This window comes from Ruegeria sp. CDSC045, from assembly GCF_059610725.1.
Genome location: NZ_JBXWOE010000001.1, coordinates 951,434 through 967,892, shown reverse-complemented (window position 1 = coordinate 967,892; position 16,459 = coordinate 951,434). Strand labels below are relative to the sequence as shown.

Below are 16,459 nucleotides of genomic sequence, written 5' to 3'. Positions count from 1 at the left end.
GCTTACTCGGCAGCCTCGGTTACACCCACGAGGATATCGCGGATTTCGGCCTCTTTGATGTCGTCATGTTCGGCGATGACCACCAGACGCGAGCGGCGGTCTTCACCTGGCTCCCACGGGCGGTCGTACTGATGACGCACACGGGCCCCGACAGCCTGCACCAAAAGGCGCATGGGTTTGCCGGCAACAGCGGCATAGCCTTTTACCCGCAGGATGTTCAGTTCATTCGCCAGACGTTCGATATTGGCGACCAACTGGGCCGGATCGGTCTGTTCCGGCAGTTCAACAATGATGCTTTCGAAATCATCATGCTCGTGATCGTGGTGGCCATCGTGATGGCTGGGACGTGCCTCCATGTCATCTTCGGCAGCGGCCTCAAGCCCCAGCACAACACGTACATCCACAGCGCCTTCGGCCACTTCGACCACGGGCAGCGGGCGCGGAGCCTCTGCCGCGATGATTTCCTTGGCCTTGGCGACCCCCTCGGGGCCAGCAAGATCAGGCTTGGTCAGCAGAATGATGTCGGCGCAGGAGATCTGGTCCTCGAACACCTCGGATAGCGGCGTTTCGTGATCAATCGAGTCATCGGCCAGGCGCTGGGCATCCACCGCAGCGACATTTGGGGCAAAGCGACCGGCGGCCACAGCTTCGGCATCGGCCAGAGCAATTACGCCATCCACGGTGATTTTCGAGCGGATATCCGGCCAGTCGAACGCTTTCAGCAGCGGCTTGGGCAGGGCCAAGCCAGAGGTTTCGATCAGAATGTGATCGGGGCGCGGCTCTAGCGCCATCAGCGCCTCGATGGTCGGGATGAAATCATCTGCCACGGTGCAGCAGATGCATCCATTGGCCAATTCCATGATGTTTTCCGCCGGGCAATCGGGGATCGCGCAGGATTTGAGGATATCGCCATCGACGCCAACATCTCCAAACTCGTTGACCACAATGGCCAGGCGCTTGCCCTGCGGGTTCTGCATCAGATGACGCACCAGCGTGGTCTTTCCCGAGCCCAGAAAGCCGGTGATCACAGTGACGGGCAGTTTTTCGAGATTGCTCATATCTAAGCTCCAATCGGGGGAATGCGGGCCGCACAGTTTTTGCGGAAATGTTCAGGACGTTCGCGCCATTTAACGAGGCCATCTTGGGTCGCGAGATATTTGGTCGCGCCTTCAACAATGGTCTCGACATGATCGGTTTCATCGAGATGCTCATAGACAAAGGTCCAACGTTTGGGTCCGCCACGCAGCACAATCGAGCAGCCCTGATCGCAATTTGAAAGGCATTCTACTGCCTTCAAAGTGACGCCATCAGGAAGTTCTGCCTGCTCCAACGCCTTGTGCAGCAACGCCCCAGGACGATCTGCATCATTCTCGACGGGCAGGCCGCGGCGGCAGGTCGTGCACACCAGCAGTTCAACAGGTGTGGTCTCGGTCATGTCTCTCATCCCCCCAAATCCTCTTCGCGGGGGACGGGGTTTCATGCGGGCCACGTATTGCGACATGGGCCCGACACCGGATCACCCCGTCCGGTTTCAACTTCGGATGTTGGCAGGTCTCCCGGCTTGCGGATGTCAGAGGCTGGCCTCTGGCAGATGTCCCGCCTTCCCGGCCTGTCTGGCCAGTGGCTTTGGGCACCCTCTCCGGTCACGGTCGCGGGGGCGGCTGCGTTTGACGGATGACCGCTGACGCATTCCCTTTTCATCTGCATGTGCAGACACCAACGGATGGGACATGCGGCACGGGCAGGGGGCTTGTCAAGCGCGGCAGACGCACGGAAATCATCGAGAATGGAAAAGCGACCTGCCAATGCCTGTCAGCGGCATGTTTGGTCAGCCATATGCAAAATGACCGCAGGCGAATTTGGGCTTTGCACCTCGAAGATATCCAGACGAAAGGATTCGCGGGCCCGTTACTTCAAAGGGCATATCGCGTGGAATCGATAGAGCGGTCAAATTTACCGGCCGAGCCAGTGAGTTCACCGCCTTCTGATCAATCCGGTGTCAAGCTTGACTCAGCAGAGCACTGCCGTGGCGAGACGGCATGTCGCAGGCTCGAAAAGCCGAATGCGAAGCAACTGTTTGAAAGTATTGGAGGCGAGTACCGGAATCGAACCGGTGTACACGGATTTGCAATCCGCTGCGTCACCACTCCGCCAACTCGCCTTTTCAAGTAATATCAAATACTTGCCGTGGTGTGACAGGCGTTTTAGCAGCTTTAATCCGGGGCGTCCAGTGGGTTCGGTCTAAATTTGACGAACTGAAAATTGGATCACCCAATCGGATCACTCTAAAATCTTCACGACAGACGAAAGTTTCCGCTTGCGGGCCGTTGCTGGTTTGCCCGGGATGTGGCACAAGCCCAGCAACCTTGGGAAATGAATGAGCGATCCAATGACAGATTTCGCAGCCCGCCGCCGCACCATGGTCGATACGCAGGTCCGGCCTTCGGACGTTACCAAGTTCCCGATCATTGATGCCATGCTGTCCGTCAAGCGCGAGAATTTTGTGCCAGACGCGCAACGCGAAGCCGCCTATGTCGAGGGTTTGATAGAACTTGAGGCTGGACGCTGCATTCTGGAACCGAGAACACTGGCCAAGATGCTGGATGTGCTGAACATTACCAATGATGAGGTTGTTCTGGATATTGCTCCGGCGCTGGGATATTCGACGGCTGTTGCAGCCCGTATGGCGCAGTTGGTCGTAGCGGTGGAAGCGGATGAAGCGCTAGCTGCCGAAGCGCAAACGCTGCTGATGGAGGCTGACGCGGATAATGTGGTTGTTCACGTGGGGCCGCTGGATGAGGGCGCTGCCGAGCATGGGCCTTATGACGTGGTCATGATCCAGGGCGGCGTAGAAGAGGTTCCGTCTGCATTGATTGACCAGCTTAAGGATCATGGGCGTATCGCCTGCCTGTTCATGGAAGGTGATCTTGGGACAGTCCGTATAGGCCACAAATCAGGCGATCGCGTTACCTGGCGCCAGGCATTCAACGCCAGTGCACCTGTTCTGAAAGCCTTCTCGGCCGAGAGTGCATTTTCGCTATAGTCGGCGGGCAGATTTATCTGCTGCCTTGATTAGTTCAACACAAAGACGCAAACTGCCCTCAGGGCTGCGTTATTTTGATTTGAGAGGATTTCGCCATGCGTTTTGCAGCAGGAGGAAAGCTGGTCAGGACTCTGGCAGTGACTGCAGGTATTGCTTTGGGCACGTTGCCTGGACGGGCGGTTTGGGCCGACAACCTGACCGACGCGTTCATCGGAGCATATAATACTAGTGGTTTGCTGGAACAGAACCGGGCGCTGCTTCGGGCTGCAGACGAGGATGTGGCGATCGCGCTGTCGGCTTTGCGCCCTATTATCAACTGGACCGTCGCGGTTAGCCAAGACTATACGCGCAGCAGAAACAGTGGTGTTACGAACAGTGTTGATCCTTCGAACTTCTTCTCGGGCCTGACGCTAAGCCAACTTTTATACGATGGCGGAGCCTCGATTCTGGGCAAGCAATCAGCGCAGGAAACGGTGCTGTCGACCCGGCAGGCGCTGATCGATATCGAACAGCAGGTCCTATTCCGCGCGGCGACCGCTTACCTGAGTGTTCTGCTGCAGGAAGAGACCGTATCGATTCGTCAAAACAACGTTGAACTGTCCGCAGAAGAGCTTCGCGCCTCGCAGGATCGTTTCGAAGTTGGGGAAGTTACCCGCACAGACGTCGCATTGTCTCAGGCTCAGCTTGCAAGCTCGCAAGCCGATCTGGCGAATGCGCGCGGCGATCTGAGCACTGCTCAGGCGGAATATGTGAACGCAGTTGGCAAACTGCCGGGCCGTACTGCTGGTCAGCCCAGCCTGCCAAACTTGCCCCGGTCCCAGAGCGAGGCCGTCAGCCTGGCCCAACGCAATCACCCATCCATTCTGTCCGCCCAGCATCAGGTGCGCGCCCTTGATCTGGTCGTGCAGCAGCAGCGCGCGGGCCTGGGTCCGAATGTCAGCCTGAACGCTGATGCGGGCGTCACCGAGAGCTATGATGACGACGATTATGTGAATGATGCGAGTATCTCGCTGAACTTCAGCCAGCCGATCTATGCGGGTGGTCGACTCGCGGCAAGCGTGCGCCGCGCAATGGCCTCGCGGGATGGGTCACGTGCCAATCTGCTGAATGTGCAAAAGAACATTACGCAGGGCGTGTCTGATGCCTATGTTCGGTTTCAAACTGCAAGCGCAAGCCTGAGGGCCTCTTCGGAACGTGTACGCGCCTCGGAAGTTGCGTTTGATGGTATCCGCGAAGAGGCAACTTTGGGTGCGCGGACCACTCTGGACGTGCTGGCTGCTCAGCAGGATTTGCTGGACGCGCAGCTTGCCGAAATTGCTTCCAGAACCGAGCGATCTCTGGCGGCTTATCAGTTGCTGCAGGCCCAAGGTTTGCTCACGGCCGAGCGTTTGGGTCTGGCGGTTCAGATTTACGATCCGACCCTTTACTATAATCTGGTGAAGAAAGCCCCCGCGCAGGTCAGCAAGCAGAGCAAAGATCTGGATCGGGTCCTGAAAGCACTGCGTCGGGACTAAACACCCAATACTGCCTGTTGTGAGGTCTGCATTGTTTGGCTACACTCGGACCTGAGGTTAGAGCGGTAGAAAACAATGACAGACAATGTCGTGAACTCCGGGATCGAAGACGTACTGTCATCGGTCAAGCGGCTGGTCAGCGAAGAAGGTCGAAAAGTTCCCGATCTGGTGCGTTCCAAGTCAGAGCGAAAGCCAGGGCGGCTTGTTCTGACTGATGCGCTCAGGGTTGGCGAGCAAACAGGTGTCGAGACGCAGCCTTTCAAGCTGGATGCTGAGTACAGCGCTGAAAAATCGGTGAAACCGATGCTTTTGCGCGCCTGCGATGTTGTTGCGGGTGATGAAGCGGAGTCGGCTACAGAGCATTCACCTGATCCAGTTGCGGAAGAGGGCATAGCCAAAAGTCTAAGTGCCAAAATTGAGGCGCTGGAAGCCGCGATCGCCAGGACCGAAGATCAGTGGGAGCCCGACGGTGACAGCGTAGATGCCTATTCAGGAACGCCAAATCAACCGTTGGAATGGCAACCCCAAGACGAAGCCCCAGATGCAGAGACTGAGACTGTTGAAAAGGCAGTGTTTGTACGGGACCCAGAGGTATCGGCTGCCGCGGATACAACAGGTTCAGAAGCAGATGCTGCCATGTCCCGGCTTGATGAAGATGGCTTGCGCTCTTTGATTGCGCAGGTTGTTCGTGAAGAACTGCAGGGCGTACTGGGTGAACGCATTACGCGGAACGTTCGAAAAATGGTTCGCCGCGAAATCTACCGTGCGTTGGCCGAGCAAAAAGCCGAGTAAAAGTCAGCCTCTAATCGGCGTTTCAGCCAGTTCCAGCAAGCGGTCCAGATCCATATGTCGTTCCAGATGGTCGGCCAGACGATCAAGCGTATCTTCGACACCGTCCTCATAGTGCAGGGTGGAAGAGACTCCCAAAAGCTGTAGGTAGTCGGCCCGAAATTGATCGGATGAGAATATACCGTGTAGGTAGCTTCCGCGTATCCGGCCAGTCCGATCAGCTGCGCCCTCCGGGCGGCCCTCGACCTCCAGCCAAGCGCGGGTGCAATCGTTGCCTTCGGTGCGGCCCATATGGATCTCATATCCGGTTAGCGGTTGGTGCCCCGGCAGGGCGCGTGCAGTCCGCAGGGTCACCTTTTTCTCGCCGACCATAACGGTATCCACATCCAACAGCCCCAATCCATCGACTGTACCTGGCCGCCCGTCCACGCCATCGGGATCAGCAATGGTGTTACCTAGCATTTGGTAGCCACCGCATAATCCCAACACGTGACCGCCACGTCGCACATGGGCATAAAGGTCGATATCCCAGCCCTGCGCACGAAAGTAAGCCAAATCGCCAATGGTTGATTTGCTTCCGGGAAGCAGGACCAAATCCGCATCGCCGGGCAGCGCGCGGCCAGCGGGCACGATCTCGACCGTGATGCCGGGTTCTGCCGATAGCGGATCAAGATCATCAAAATTGGCCATCCGTTCCAACTGAGGTACTGCAACCTTGCAGGAACCGCCACTGTGGGACCGGATGTCCATCATATCTTCGGCTGGCAGTTTCCATGCATCGTCGAACCAGGGCACAACACCGATACAGGCCCAGCCTGTTCGAGCGGCGATGTCATCGCGACCTTCGTCGAATAGGGATACATCGCCCTTAAAGCGATTGATGGCAAAGCCTCGGATCATTGCCAGATCGCCAGCATCCAGCACGGCCTGAGTCCCGACGATCTGAGCAATTACCCCACCTCGGTGAATATCGCCGACAAGTACGACCGGAACACCCGCGGCGCAGGCGAAGCCCATATTGGCAATATCACTCTGACGCAGGTTGGTCTCGGCCGGGCTTCCGGCCCCTTCAACCAACACCAGATCAGCGTCGGTGCAGAGCCGGTCAAAACTCTGGCGCGCGGCTGTCATCAGCTTGGATTTATCCTTGCGGTAATCGCCAGCCTGCATCGTTCCGGCGCGTTTGCCCTGAATGATGATCTGCGCGCCTGTATCTGTTTCAGGCTTCAAAAGGATCGGGTTCATATCCGTATGTGTGGCGCGTCGTGCCGCCAACGCTTGTAGGGCTTGCGCGCGCCCAATCTCGCCACCATTTTCGGTTACTGCGGCGTTATTCGACATGTTCTGCGGTTTGAACGGCGCAACCCGCAGGCCTCGGCGCGTATAGGCGCGTGCCAATCCGGCCACCAGAACCGATTTTCCAACATTGCTGCCTGTGCCCTGAATCATGATGGCGCGAACCATGCCGAGTCTCCTGTAAGCTAACGCGCAGATGACCTGATTTAACGGTGAAGGGAAAGCCCCGGATGACGTGGCATTGTCATCATTTTTCAGTCATCGGGTGAGGGCGCAGTTTCGCACCGGAATTCATATTCGGGGTCTATGCAACAAAAAAACACGCCTCCATCAATAGGAGGCGCGTTTTTTCAAACAGACTCGTGTCTGTGATCAGGCGGCTTCGGCCTGTTGGGCGGCGTTGCGGCGCTCGCTTTCTTCGCGCGAAAGAGCGACCGAAGTACGCACACCGCGACCAACGAAATCCATCAATCCGCTGACAACCCGTTCATTTGGGTCGATACCCGCGCAAGACAGCACTTCGCGCCCATCGCGCGAGCGTGCCCAGCGGGCGATCTGTTCTGGGCCATTGCCATACTTTTTGTCGTCGGCAATAGCATCATCCAGCGCAGCCAAAACGACAGCTGCGAAAAGTTTACGAGCACGGTTGCCTTGCTCATTGTTAAAGGCGGTGCCGTCAACGAAATCTCTCATCTCGTCTTCCTTGTTGTTCTTGCTCTTGCATTTTCGGCGTGACGGTTCTTATGACCTATTAAGTGCGATTCGGATACACCTAATGTGCATAGTTGCGTTGCGTCACGCGCATAGCTTGCTGCGGCTGCAGCACAAGGTGTCGTTGTCTTGTCAGGTGCGGCCACGCCAGATATAGGGTGCGCGACTGACGCATCAACCGTTTGTGAAGGATTTATGTAATGCCCAAGATAAATGGGAACGAAATTCGCCCCGGCAATGTGCTTGAGCATAACGATGGGCTATGGGCCGCTGTCAAAGTTGATCATGTAAAGCCCGGTAAAGGCGGGGCTTTTGCACAGGTCGAACTGCGCAATCTGCGCAATGGTTCCAAACTGAACGAACGTTTCCGCTCAGCTGACAAGGTCGAGCGAGTTCGCCTGGAACAGAAAGACCAGCAGTTTCTATACGAATCCGACGGCATGTTGGTGTTCATGGATTCCGAGACCTATGAGCAGATCGAACTGTCCGCTGATCTGTTGGGTGATCGCCGCCCGTTTCTGCAGGACGGCATGACTATCGTCGTAGAATTTTACGAAAGTGAGGCACTGAACGCCAAACTGCCACAGAAAGTGACGTGCAAGATCGTCGAGACCGAGCCTGTGGTCAAAGGTCAGACTGCTGCGAACTCGTTCAAACCGGCCGTCCTGGACAATGGTGTAAAAGTCATGGTGCCACCGTTTGTGGGCCAAGATGAAATGATCGTGGTGAATACTGAAACCATGGACTATTCGGAACGCGCCTAACTGCACTTCTGCTTCAAGACACCGAGAACCGCGACAGCCTGCGCTGCGCGGTTCTTTTGTTTTCACTCTTTGACGCGCCGGTATTTCTCGGGGTTCGGGCCAAATAGTTCGAGCATCAGTTCGAATTTGATCCGATTTGCGCTGACCTGGCGATAATAGGCGATCAGAAAGGCCGTGGGGCCTTGAATACGGCTGAGCCCACTGGTGGCGGCAACAACTGTGCCGACATCGGTTCTGCCCTGAAGGACAAGCCAGCCACCCAGCATCAGAACCCCAACCGTCCCGGCGCCGTTGATCACGCTTAGAAGAAATTTGGCCGAGAGCTTCCAGATGAACATCTTTCGGCGAGTTTCGTAGATTTTGTCGAATTCCGCTTCGATCTCGTGCGCGGCCGCGTCAATCTTTTCTGCTGTCAAACTGTCGGTGGCACGGCGCAGGATACGAACGCGTTCGGCGACAAAGACGTTCACTTTGCGTTGCGAAACCAGAACGATGATGATCTGCGGCGCGACCATCGAAAAAGCGATCAAACCCAGCCCCGGCTGTGTAGACGAGATATAGCCAATCACGCTGATCAGAGTGCCGATTTGGACCACCGGGTCGGAAAAGGCACCGCCTGCGAATTTACCCAGCTCTTCTGCTTCGGCAGAAATGGCGGTAGTCATGGTCCCCTTGCGCATGGTCTCGCCGGTTTCATCCAGATCGGCGGACCGGACCAGCAGCCTTTGCCGGATCAGGCGGATCATATCCTCGCCCAGTGTTCCCGCCCGATAACCGAGCAGCCATTTCAGCCCCAGGCTCAGCAAGATAACCACCATCATGCCCGCACCAAGCAGGATCATCCGGTCCACGGATACATCGTCCGAGGTCAGGTGGTTGATGATATCGCGCTGAAACTCCAGCGGGACCGCTGCCAGAGCGGCAACCGCAATAGACAGGATGATAAGGATGATCTGCCGGGCGGAACTGGCACGCCAAATTGCTTTATACAGACGAAACATCAACTCACCCGGATCGCTGAACCAAACCTAGTTTGGCAGCCTGTGCCGGGCGGATCAAATGGTTCCGGGGCTGGCGGGACCATGGCTAGGCTGTATTCGAGAAATTTCATTCCTTCAGGCGCACGGTCGCGTCGCCCGCCTGCATATCGCCCTTGGCCCTGTCGAGCCTGAGATATGCGATCCCCTGGCCATCCGCTTGGGTAAACAGGCGTCCCACGGATTTCCCGTCAGCAGCTATTTCGGTTCCGACAGGCGTGGTGCCTGCGACAAGTACCGTGCGCAGCCCTTTACGCAGCTCGGTCTTGTGTTTCATGCGCGCGGTCACTTCCTGACCGACATAACACCCTTTTTTGAAATCAACGCCGTTCAGTAACTCGAACCCTGATTCCAGAATATAACTGTCTTCGGTCAGTTCGATTCCGGTTTCGGGAATGCAATGGAGCACGCGGATCGCGTTCCACTCGGTTCCGTCCTCGCCTTCCGCATCTTCGGTATATGCGCGCCAGCCCATATCTGAATGGCGCGGATCGGGCAGGGCCCCATCGGGTGCCAGGCCAGTGCCGCGTTGCAGATTCAGGCCGCTGGCTTCGATCGTTAGGTCGGCGCGCAGCTTGTACATGCTCAGACGTTTGATCAACCCGTCGGCAATAACCTCGGCGACGTCCAGCAAGATATCGTCACCCTCGCGTTTTAGAAAGAAATCGGCCAGATACTTGCCTTGTGGGGTCAGCAGCGCCGTATAGACCAGACCCCGATCAAGCCCGGCAATGTCATTGGTCACCAGCCCCTGCAAGAAGCTGTCAACGTCGGCACCGGTTAGGCGCAGAATGCGGCGATTGGGCATGGCAGAGTCCTCGTCTTTCCCATGGTGCTCGTGATATATGAGAAGTCGCTCATAAGACCAGAGGATATCCGACGTGCCGGCACCGATCAGTATTGTAATTCCAACCCTGAACGCGGCCGAAACCTTGCCTGCTACACTTGGAGCGCTGATGGAGGGGCTGCGCGCAGGGTTGATCCACGAATTGATTGTGTCGGACGCAGGCTCTACTGACAAAACCCATGAAATCGCCGAGAATGCCGGGGCCAGGATCGTGACCGGAGAAGCCTCGCGCGGGGGGCAGCTGCGCCGTGGCTGTGCAGCCGCCAAAGCCGAATGGCTGTTGGTACTTCATGCGGATACGGTTTTGCAGGACGGGTGGAGCAATGTTGTGCGGGATCATTTGCCCTCGGGGCGACCTGCGGCGTTCAGACTGGCCTTCGTGGCCGCGGGGTTTGCGCCATCCTGGGTTGCCGGATGGGCCAATCTTCGTAGCCGGATCTTTGGGTTGCCCTATGGTGATCAGGGCTTGCTAGTCCGGCGTTCTGAATATCAAGATGCAGGCGGCTTCCCGGACCAGCCCTTGATGGAAGACGTGGCGCTTGCCAAAAAGTTGCGCCGCATCACGCTGTTGTCCGCCCGCGCTTTTACGAGCGCGGACCGGTATGAACGGGCAGGGTGGTTGCGTCGTGGTGGTCGGAATCTGTGGACTCTGATCCGCTATCTTCTGGGCGCTGATCCCGAGCGGTTGGCGCGGGCGTACCGGCAGTAAGCGTCGTTCTGAGTTCGACAATGGATTTGCCCAGCCGGAACGGGGCGGCGAAACTGACAAGGCACAGCGCAATGATCTGAAGCACCAGAATATGCCCGTTTTCCCGCAAATACTCCCATTCATCCTTAAGCTTGCCGACCTGAGTGACAAGGTCATCGTAACTTTGGGCCAAGATCAAATAGTCGCCTGCGATTGCGGGAACTTTCCTGCGCAGATTGTCGATAGCTTCCTGTGTCGGGTCATCCAGCGTTGTGAACACCAGAAACTGGTCGACGTCGAATGAGTGCACCTTCGATGTCATCGCGCGCATGTCATCACGCTCTTCCTGGGCCTGCCGTCCAAACAGGAATTGTAACCCCCTCAGAGGGGCGACTTCGTTTGTTACGGCAATAAACAAGGGCAGGTCAGCGTTGCTTGCGGTGGAGGCTGAAAGGAACTCAACTTTTTCGCACAGCGCTCCGATATCCTTGTCATAGGCCGGGTCGCAGAACCGCAATCGAAACCGCGCGGCGTCGCGGTCAAAGGCAAGTGTTGCGGCATAGGCAACGTCAATCTGCCGGTCCAGACGGGAACTGTCCGCTGTATAAAGCCCGGCCATCACCGCAACCAATGCGCCGACCCCGCCCAGAACCACCCAGACCAGATCAGCCAGTTTCCATGCGCGATGCCCGGCTGGTTTGCGAAACAGGAACGCTGTGCCAACTGTGCCGATCAGAAAAAACAGAATCAGCAGCGGCAGCTGGTTTTCGGTAATAAATGTCATGGAAACAAAGTGACCAACCGCCGGTCAAGTGGCAACACTCCTCACGGGCAGTTGTAGTTTTGGAACAATCCGAAGCTATGAGCCCGAACTTTGGCCGAATTTCCGAAACAGCTTGGTGCGATCAAAGGCCTGTTCCAGTTCGACCGTGCGATCTTTGACCGAATCCCAAAGCCGTTCCTGAACTTCGGCTATGGCGCATTCCATCAGGGTCAGTATCGCAGCCATCGAATCCCAGGCAGAAGGCACCGAGATGCGCGCCGCGAATGTGTGTTTGGCCAGCCGGTGGATTGGCGAGCGCCACTGATCGGTCAACAGCACGATTTCGGCCCCGCGCTCGTGGCAGAGCTGACCAATCAGCAGGCTCGCATTCTCATAGCGCCGGACATCCAGCGCGATCAGCACATCCCCTTGACGCACGTCCAACAGATCATGGGTCCAGGATGCGGCGACCGGCAACAGGCGGACATCCGGTCGGATCATTTGCAGGTGCAGATACAGGTATTGCGCCAGTGTTCCGGTAATGCGGCCACCGGTGATGAAAATACGCCGATTCTGATCGCTCAGCAGGCTGCAGAAGCTATCGAATTCGTTGGGGTCGATCTCGTCGATTGTGCGCTTCTGGTTGGCCAGAGAACGCTGGGAATAGCGGTTGAGGATATGTTCTTCGGGCAGGTCATTCTGCCAGACATCACGTTTGGCTACTGGCCCCGAGATCATTTCTTTGACCTCACCACGCAGCGCGGCCTGAAATTGAGGATATCCGTCAAAACCGGTCTTTTGCAGCATCCGTGCAACCGTAGTGGTCGAGACTGAGGCGGTACTGGCCAATTCGGTGATACTGCCCAGCCCGGCCATCGGGTAATCATCCAGCAGAACGCTGACCAGTTGCCGTTCAGACGGGGTCATCTTGTCCCGATGGGCCAGAAGCCTGTCTGTCACCCGCACTGGCGTGTCCTCCTATTATGCGACCAGACCATAATGTGAATAATTTTTCAGCAAGATCAAGCTTGGAAAAATTTATACAGAAAAAATATTGACAGGATGATGCGGTCTGTGGAAATTTTTCCACAATGTCTCATTTTGGAATCGCAGGACGGTAGATTGGACTTCGGCAAAGTTGTTCATACGGATTTGGCGGGCAATGCGCCTGTGGTCGTACTGGTGTGCGAACATGCGTCTAATCGTATCCCGGCTTTTCTGGGTGATATGGGATTAAGCGCTGAAGCACGCGAAAGTCATATTGCCTGGGATCCAGGCGCACTGGCCGTGGCGCAGGCTATGGCCAAACGCATGTCAGCACCTTTGGTCCATGGCGGGGTGTCTCGGCTGGTCTATGACTGCAATCGCCCGCCCGAGGCGGCGGGTGCAATGCCGATCCGCAGCGAGGATTACGAAATCCCGGCGAACATCAACATGTCGCCCGAGCAGCGAATGGTCAGAATCGAAAACGTGTATCAGCCGTTTTGCGCCGCTCTGTCGGATTTGATCGATCAGCACAGCGCTTCACTTAGGTTGATGGTGACAATCCACAGTTTCACGCCGATCTATCTGGGGCAGAAACGGCAGGTCGAACTGGGTATTCTGCACGGTGTGGACAACCAGTTTGCCACAGCGATGATGGCTGACGGAGCTATCGGCAGCCCCTTTATCATCAGGCTGAATGAGCCTTATTCTGCGGCGGATGGAGTAGCTCATACACTGGATACCCAGGCGCTGCCTCACCGCTTGCTGAACGTGATGATCGAGATCCGCAATGACTTGATCCGCACGCCTAAGCAGCAGGCAGAGATGGCCGATTGCCTGGTGCCCTGGATAGCGCGTGTTCTGTCGGATTTTCAGGAAGGGGCGTCAGCGTGATCAAAGCAATGAGCGCATATGTCCGTATCGTGGATGCGATCAACTATCGGATCGGGCGGGTCATGATGTGGTGCCTGTTTGTCATGATGGGCATCCTGCTGTGGTCTTCGATATCAAAGACCTTCTTCTTACCGTCGCTCTGGACACTTGAAATGGCACAGTTTGCGATGGTGACCTATTACATCATGGGTGGGCCATATTCGATCCAGCTGGGTTCGAATGTGCGCATGGACCTGTTTTACCACAACTGGAGCCCCCAACGAAAAGCGTGGTTCGATGCGTTCACCGTGCTTTTGCTGATCCTCTATCTGGGTGTGCTGTTCTACGGTGGGCTTGGATCGACGGCGTACAGCCTTGGTTATTGGGGCGACGAACCCGTTTCCTACTTCACCGGACTGCTGACCGGCAGTGAAGAGATCGGTCGGCTTGAACGTTCCTCGACCGCGTGGCGGCCGTATATCTGGCCGGTCAAATCCATCATGGTTTTCGGCTTCTTCCTGATGTTGCTGCAGGCAGTCTCGGAATTTTTCAAAGACATTGCGCGGATCAACGGGCAGGAAATCGGGGTACAGCGGGCATGAGCCAGGAATATATCGCCATCTTCATGTTCGCGTTGATGATGCTGATGCTGTTCACAGGTCAGCGCGTTTTTGGTGCGATCGGTGCGGTTGCGACGATCGCGGCGCTTTCATTGTGGGGAACCGGAGGGCAGGACATCACATTTTCAGCCGCGATGAAGCTGATGAAGTGGTATCCGCTGCTGACCCTGCCAATGTTCATTTTCATGGGCTATGTGCTCAGCGAAAGCAGGCTGGCGGATGACCTGTATCGCATGTTCCATGTCTGGATGGGGCCGGTGAATGGCGGGCTTGCCATCGGGACGATTGGTTTGATGGTCTTGGTTTCTGCCATGAATGGCCTCAGTGTGGCCGGGATGGCTATTGGAGCCACGATTGCTTTGCCTGAACTGTTGAGACGCGGGTACGACAAAACCATGGTGACCGGTGTCATTCAGGCCGGGTCCAGTCTGGGTATTCTTGTACCACCTTCGGTGGTTCTGGTGCTGTATGCGATGATCGCCCGTCAACCTGTGGGACAGTTATGGCTGGCGGGGATCGTGCCCGGGCTGATGATGGCTGGTATGTTCATCCTTTACATCTGGATCCGCTGCCGCATTCAGCCCGAGCTTGGTCCAGCGATGAAAGACGCGCACGAGGTTCCGCGGGCCGAGAAATTCCGGTTGCTGGGCGCGGGTGCGTTGCCGCTGATTATCTTCGCTGCGATGATGGTGCCCTTTGTGAACGGGTGGACGTCACTGGTTGAAAGTTCGGCCATCGGAGCGCTGGCGGCATTGGTGGTTTCGGTGGCCAAACGTCGAATGACCTGGGCGATTTTTGAAACCTGTACCAAGCATACGCTGGCGATATCGTGCATGTTCATGTGGATCATCCTTGCAGCACTTGGTTTTGGCGCGGTTTTCGACGGGCTTGGTGCGGTGAAGGCAATCGACAACTTGTTTACCGACCAGTTGGGCCTGTCACCCTGGATGATCCTGATCCTGATGCAGCTCAGCTTTATTGTCATGGGCACGTTTCTGGACGACACCGCGATGCTGGTGATTGTGGCACCGCTTTATGTACCGCTGGTTGGTGCGCTGGGCTTTGACTTGATTTGGTACGGGGTTCTGTACACGATCACCACACAGATCGCCTATATGACACCGCCTTTCGGCTATAACCTATTTCTGATGCGCGCGATGGCCCCACCAGAAATCACGCTGAGGGATATCTATGGCTCGATCTTTCCGTTCGTCGCCGTGATGGTTCTGGCGCTTACGATTATCATGATCTTCCCGGAACTGGCTCTTTGGCTGCCCGGCTATGTCTATGGAAATTAACAAGAATGCCTTTCGAAGAGGCACGAAGCACTTCAACAGAGAGGAAATTGACATGACGACAAGACGTAAGTTTCTGAAAACCGCCGGGGTAGGGGTCGCAGCCGCACCTCTGGCCGCACCGGCGCTGGCTCAAAGCACGATCACGTGGCGCATGCAGACCTATGCCGGTCCTGCGCTGGCTGCGCATGTGATCGACCCGGCAATCGAGATGTTCAACAAGATTGCCGGTGACCGGATGCAAATCGAGCTGTTCTATGCTGACCAGCTTGTTCCGACAGGCGAACTGTTCCGTGCCATGCAGAAAGGTACCATTGATGCGGTACAGTCCGATGATGACTCGATGGCGTCGCCCACCGATGTCACAGTATTCGGCGGCTATTTCCCGTTTGCCTCGCGCTATTCCCTGGATGTACCGGTTCTGTTCAATCAGTACGGTCTGAACGAAATCTGGGACGAAGAATACTCGAAAGTCGGGGTCAAGCACATCTCGGCTGGCGCATGGGACCCGTGCCATTTCGCCACCAAGGATCCAATCAACAGCCTGGCGGACCTGCAAGGCAAGCGTGTCTTCACTTTCCCTACAGCGGGTCGCTTCCTCAGCCAGTTCGGTGTGGTACCAGTTACACTGCCATGGGAAGATATCGAGGTCGCCGTACAGACCGGCGAGTTGGACGGCATCGCATGGTCGGGCATCACCGAGGATTACACTGTCGGCTGGGCGGATGTGACCAACTACTTCCTGACCAACAACATCTCAGGCGCCTGGGCCGGGTCTTTCTTTGCCAACATGGATCGCTGGAACGAGTTGCCGGAAGATCTGCAAACCCTGTTCCGTGTTTGCTGTGATCAGTCGCATTACTACCGCCAGTGGTGGTACTGGGGCGGCGAGGCCAGCTTGCGGGTCAATGGCGACAAGATGCAGCTGACCACGATCCCAGATGAGGAATGGGCACAGGTCGAAGGCGCGGCAATCGCATTCTGGGATGAGATTGCGGCAGAATCTGAGATCAAGGCGAGGGTTGTTGAGATATTCAAGCAATACAACGCCGACATGCTCAAGGCCGGACGGCCTTATCGTTACGGATAATAAGCAACTTCCCGACGCGGGTGACTCCTCTCGCGTCGGGTTTGGACATCACCTGGCGACACCTCTTATGTTCATATCAATCCCAATAACAGAGATGCGAAACCGGATGCACAGTGCTGCTCACCGGTCGGACGGGGTATGAACA

The 16,459-nt window shown here is 56.4% G+C and carries 16 protein-coding genes, 1 tRNA gene and 1 riboswitch; of the genes, 9 read left to right on the top strand and 8 right to left on the bottom strand.

From position 1 onward, the window contains the following. Positions 1-2: 2 nt before the first annotated feature. The 3 genes from cobW to AC2FH6_RS04830 all read right to left on the bottom strand — a co-directional run bounded on the left by cobW (position 3) and on the right by AC2FH6_RS04830 (position 2,161). On the bottom strand, positions 3-1,058 hold the full coding sequence (cobW, locus tag AC2FH6_RS04840; protein WP_496692412.1) for a cobalamin biosynthesis protein CobW: 1,056 nt from the start codon (positions 1,056-1,058) through the stop codon (positions 3-5). A 2-nt stretch (positions 1,059-1,060) separates the two neighbouring features. Continuing rightward, the gene (locus AC2FH6_RS04835; RefSeq protein ID WP_142632902.1) at positions 1,061-1,435 is read right to left on the bottom strand and encodes a DUF1636 family protein; all 375 of its coding nucleotides are present in this window, start codon (positions 1,433-1,435) and stop codon (positions 1,061-1,063) included. Positions 1,436-1,529: 94 nt separating this feature from the next. Further along, a riboswitch (cobalamin riboswitch) is annotated at positions 1,530-1,736 on the bottom strand. Positions 1,737-2,087: 351 nt separating this feature from the next. Then, positions 2,088-2,161: transfer RNA gene (locus tag AC2FH6_RS04830), tRNA-Cys, on the bottom strand. A 228-nt stretch (positions 2,162-2,389) separates the two neighbouring features. On the opposite strand from AC2FH6_RS04830, the gene AC2FH6_RS04825 reads away from it, so the two are divergent. From AC2FH6_RS04825 to AC2FH6_RS04815, 3 genes are all read left to right on the top strand, one after another. Further along, positions 2,390-3,043, top strand: coding sequence for a protein-L-isoaspartate O-methyltransferase family protein (locus AC2FH6_RS04825; protein WP_142635071.1), 654 nt, complete (start codon positions 2,390-2,392; stop codon positions 3,041-3,043). Between the two features lie 95 nt (positions 3,044-3,138). Further along, entirely contained in the window at positions 3,139-4,557 is a 1,419-nt protein-coding gene (locus tag AC2FH6_RS04820) for a TolC family outer membrane protein (protein ID WP_496701429.1), read from the top strand. A 75-nt stretch (positions 4,558-4,632) separates the two neighbouring features. Continuing rightward, entirely contained in the window at positions 4,633-5,349 is a 717-nt protein-coding gene (locus AC2FH6_RS04815; RefSeq protein ID WP_496701428.1) for a hypothetical protein, read from the top strand. A gap of 3 nt (positions 5,350-5,352) precedes the next feature. Here the strand turns inward: AC2FH6_RS04815 and AC2FH6_RS04810 are convergent, their stop codons facing one another. Next, positions 5,353-6,810: a cobyric acid synthase gene (locus AC2FH6_RS04810; protein ID WP_496701426.1), complete on the bottom strand. Its 1,458-nt coding sequence runs from the start codon at positions 6,808-6,810 to the stop codon at positions 5,353-5,355. Between the two features lie 204 nt (positions 6,811-7,014). After that, positions 7,015-7,335, bottom strand: a complete 321-nt coding sequence (locus AC2FH6_RS04805) for a DUF6280 family protein (RefSeq protein WP_108785849.1) — start codon at positions 7,333-7,335, stop codon at positions 7,015-7,017. Positions 7,336-7,553: 218 nt separating this feature from the next. On the opposite strand from AC2FH6_RS04805, the gene efp reads away from it, so the two are divergent. After that, positions 7,554-8,117, top strand: a complete 564-nt coding sequence (efp, locus tag AC2FH6_RS04800) for an elongation factor P (protein ID WP_142632922.1) — start codon at positions 7,554-7,556, stop codon at positions 8,115-8,117. A 62-nt stretch (positions 8,118-8,179) separates the two neighbouring features. Here the strand turns inward: efp and AC2FH6_RS04795 are convergent, their stop codons facing one another. After that, positions 8,180-9,118, bottom strand: coding sequence for an ABC transporter transmembrane domain-containing protein (locus AC2FH6_RS04795; RefSeq protein WP_142632924.1), 939 nt, complete (start codon positions 9,116-9,118; stop codon positions 8,180-8,182). A 106-nt stretch (positions 9,119-9,224) separates the two neighbouring features. Then, positions 9,225-9,962, bottom strand: coding sequence for a CAF17-like 4Fe-4S cluster assembly/insertion protein YgfZ (ygfZ, locus tag AC2FH6_RS04790; protein WP_496701424.1), 738 nt, complete (start codon positions 9,960-9,962; stop codon positions 9,225-9,227). A 73-nt stretch (positions 9,963-10,035) separates the two neighbouring features. Between ygfZ and AC2FH6_RS04785 the strand changes: the two genes are divergently transcribed. After that, positions 10,036-10,710 (top strand): TIGR04283 family arsenosugar biosynthesis glycosyltransferase, encoded by a 675-nt coding sequence (locus tag AC2FH6_RS04785; protein ID WP_496701422.1) that lies wholly within the window; start codon positions 10,036-10,038, stop codon positions 10,708-10,710. Between the two features lie 838 nt (positions 10,711-11,548). On the opposite strand, the gene AC2FH6_RS04780 is transcribed toward AC2FH6_RS04785, so the two are convergent. Further along, positions 11,549-12,412, bottom strand: coding sequence for a MurR/RpiR family transcriptional regulator (locus tag AC2FH6_RS04780; protein WP_496701420.1), 864 nt, complete (start codon positions 12,410-12,412; stop codon positions 11,549-11,551). Between the two features lie 162 nt (positions 12,413-12,574). Between AC2FH6_RS04780 and AC2FH6_RS04775 the strand changes: the two genes are divergently transcribed. Genes AC2FH6_RS04775 through AC2FH6_RS04760 form a run of 4 tightly spaced genes read left to right on the top strand, consistent with a single transcriptional unit; the run spans position 12,575 to position 16,314 of the window. Then, on the top strand, positions 12,575-13,330 hold the full coding sequence (locus tag AC2FH6_RS04775) for an N-formylglutamate amidohydrolase (RefSeq protein ID WP_496700599.1): 756 nt from the start codon (positions 12,575-12,577) through the stop codon (positions 13,328-13,330). Further along, on the top strand, positions 13,327-13,911 hold the full coding sequence (locus AC2FH6_RS04770) for a TRAP transporter small permease subunit (protein WP_496701418.1): 585 nt from the start codon (positions 13,327-13,329) through the stop codon (positions 13,909-13,911). Before AC2FH6_RS04775 ends, AC2FH6_RS04770 begins: the two co-directional genes overlap by 4 nt. Beyond that, positions 13,908-15,227: a TRAP transporter large permease gene (locus tag AC2FH6_RS04765; protein ID WP_496701416.1), complete on the top strand. Its 1,320-nt coding sequence runs from the start codon at positions 13,908-13,910 to the stop codon at positions 15,225-15,227. Before AC2FH6_RS04770 ends, AC2FH6_RS04765 begins: the two co-directional genes overlap by 4 nt. A 52-nt stretch (positions 15,228-15,279) precedes the next feature. Continuing rightward, entirely contained in the window at positions 15,280-16,314 is a 1,035-nt protein-coding gene (locus tag AC2FH6_RS04760; RefSeq protein WP_142632938.1) for a TRAP transporter substrate-binding protein, read from the top strand. Positions 16,315-16,459 lie beyond the last annotated feature (145 nt).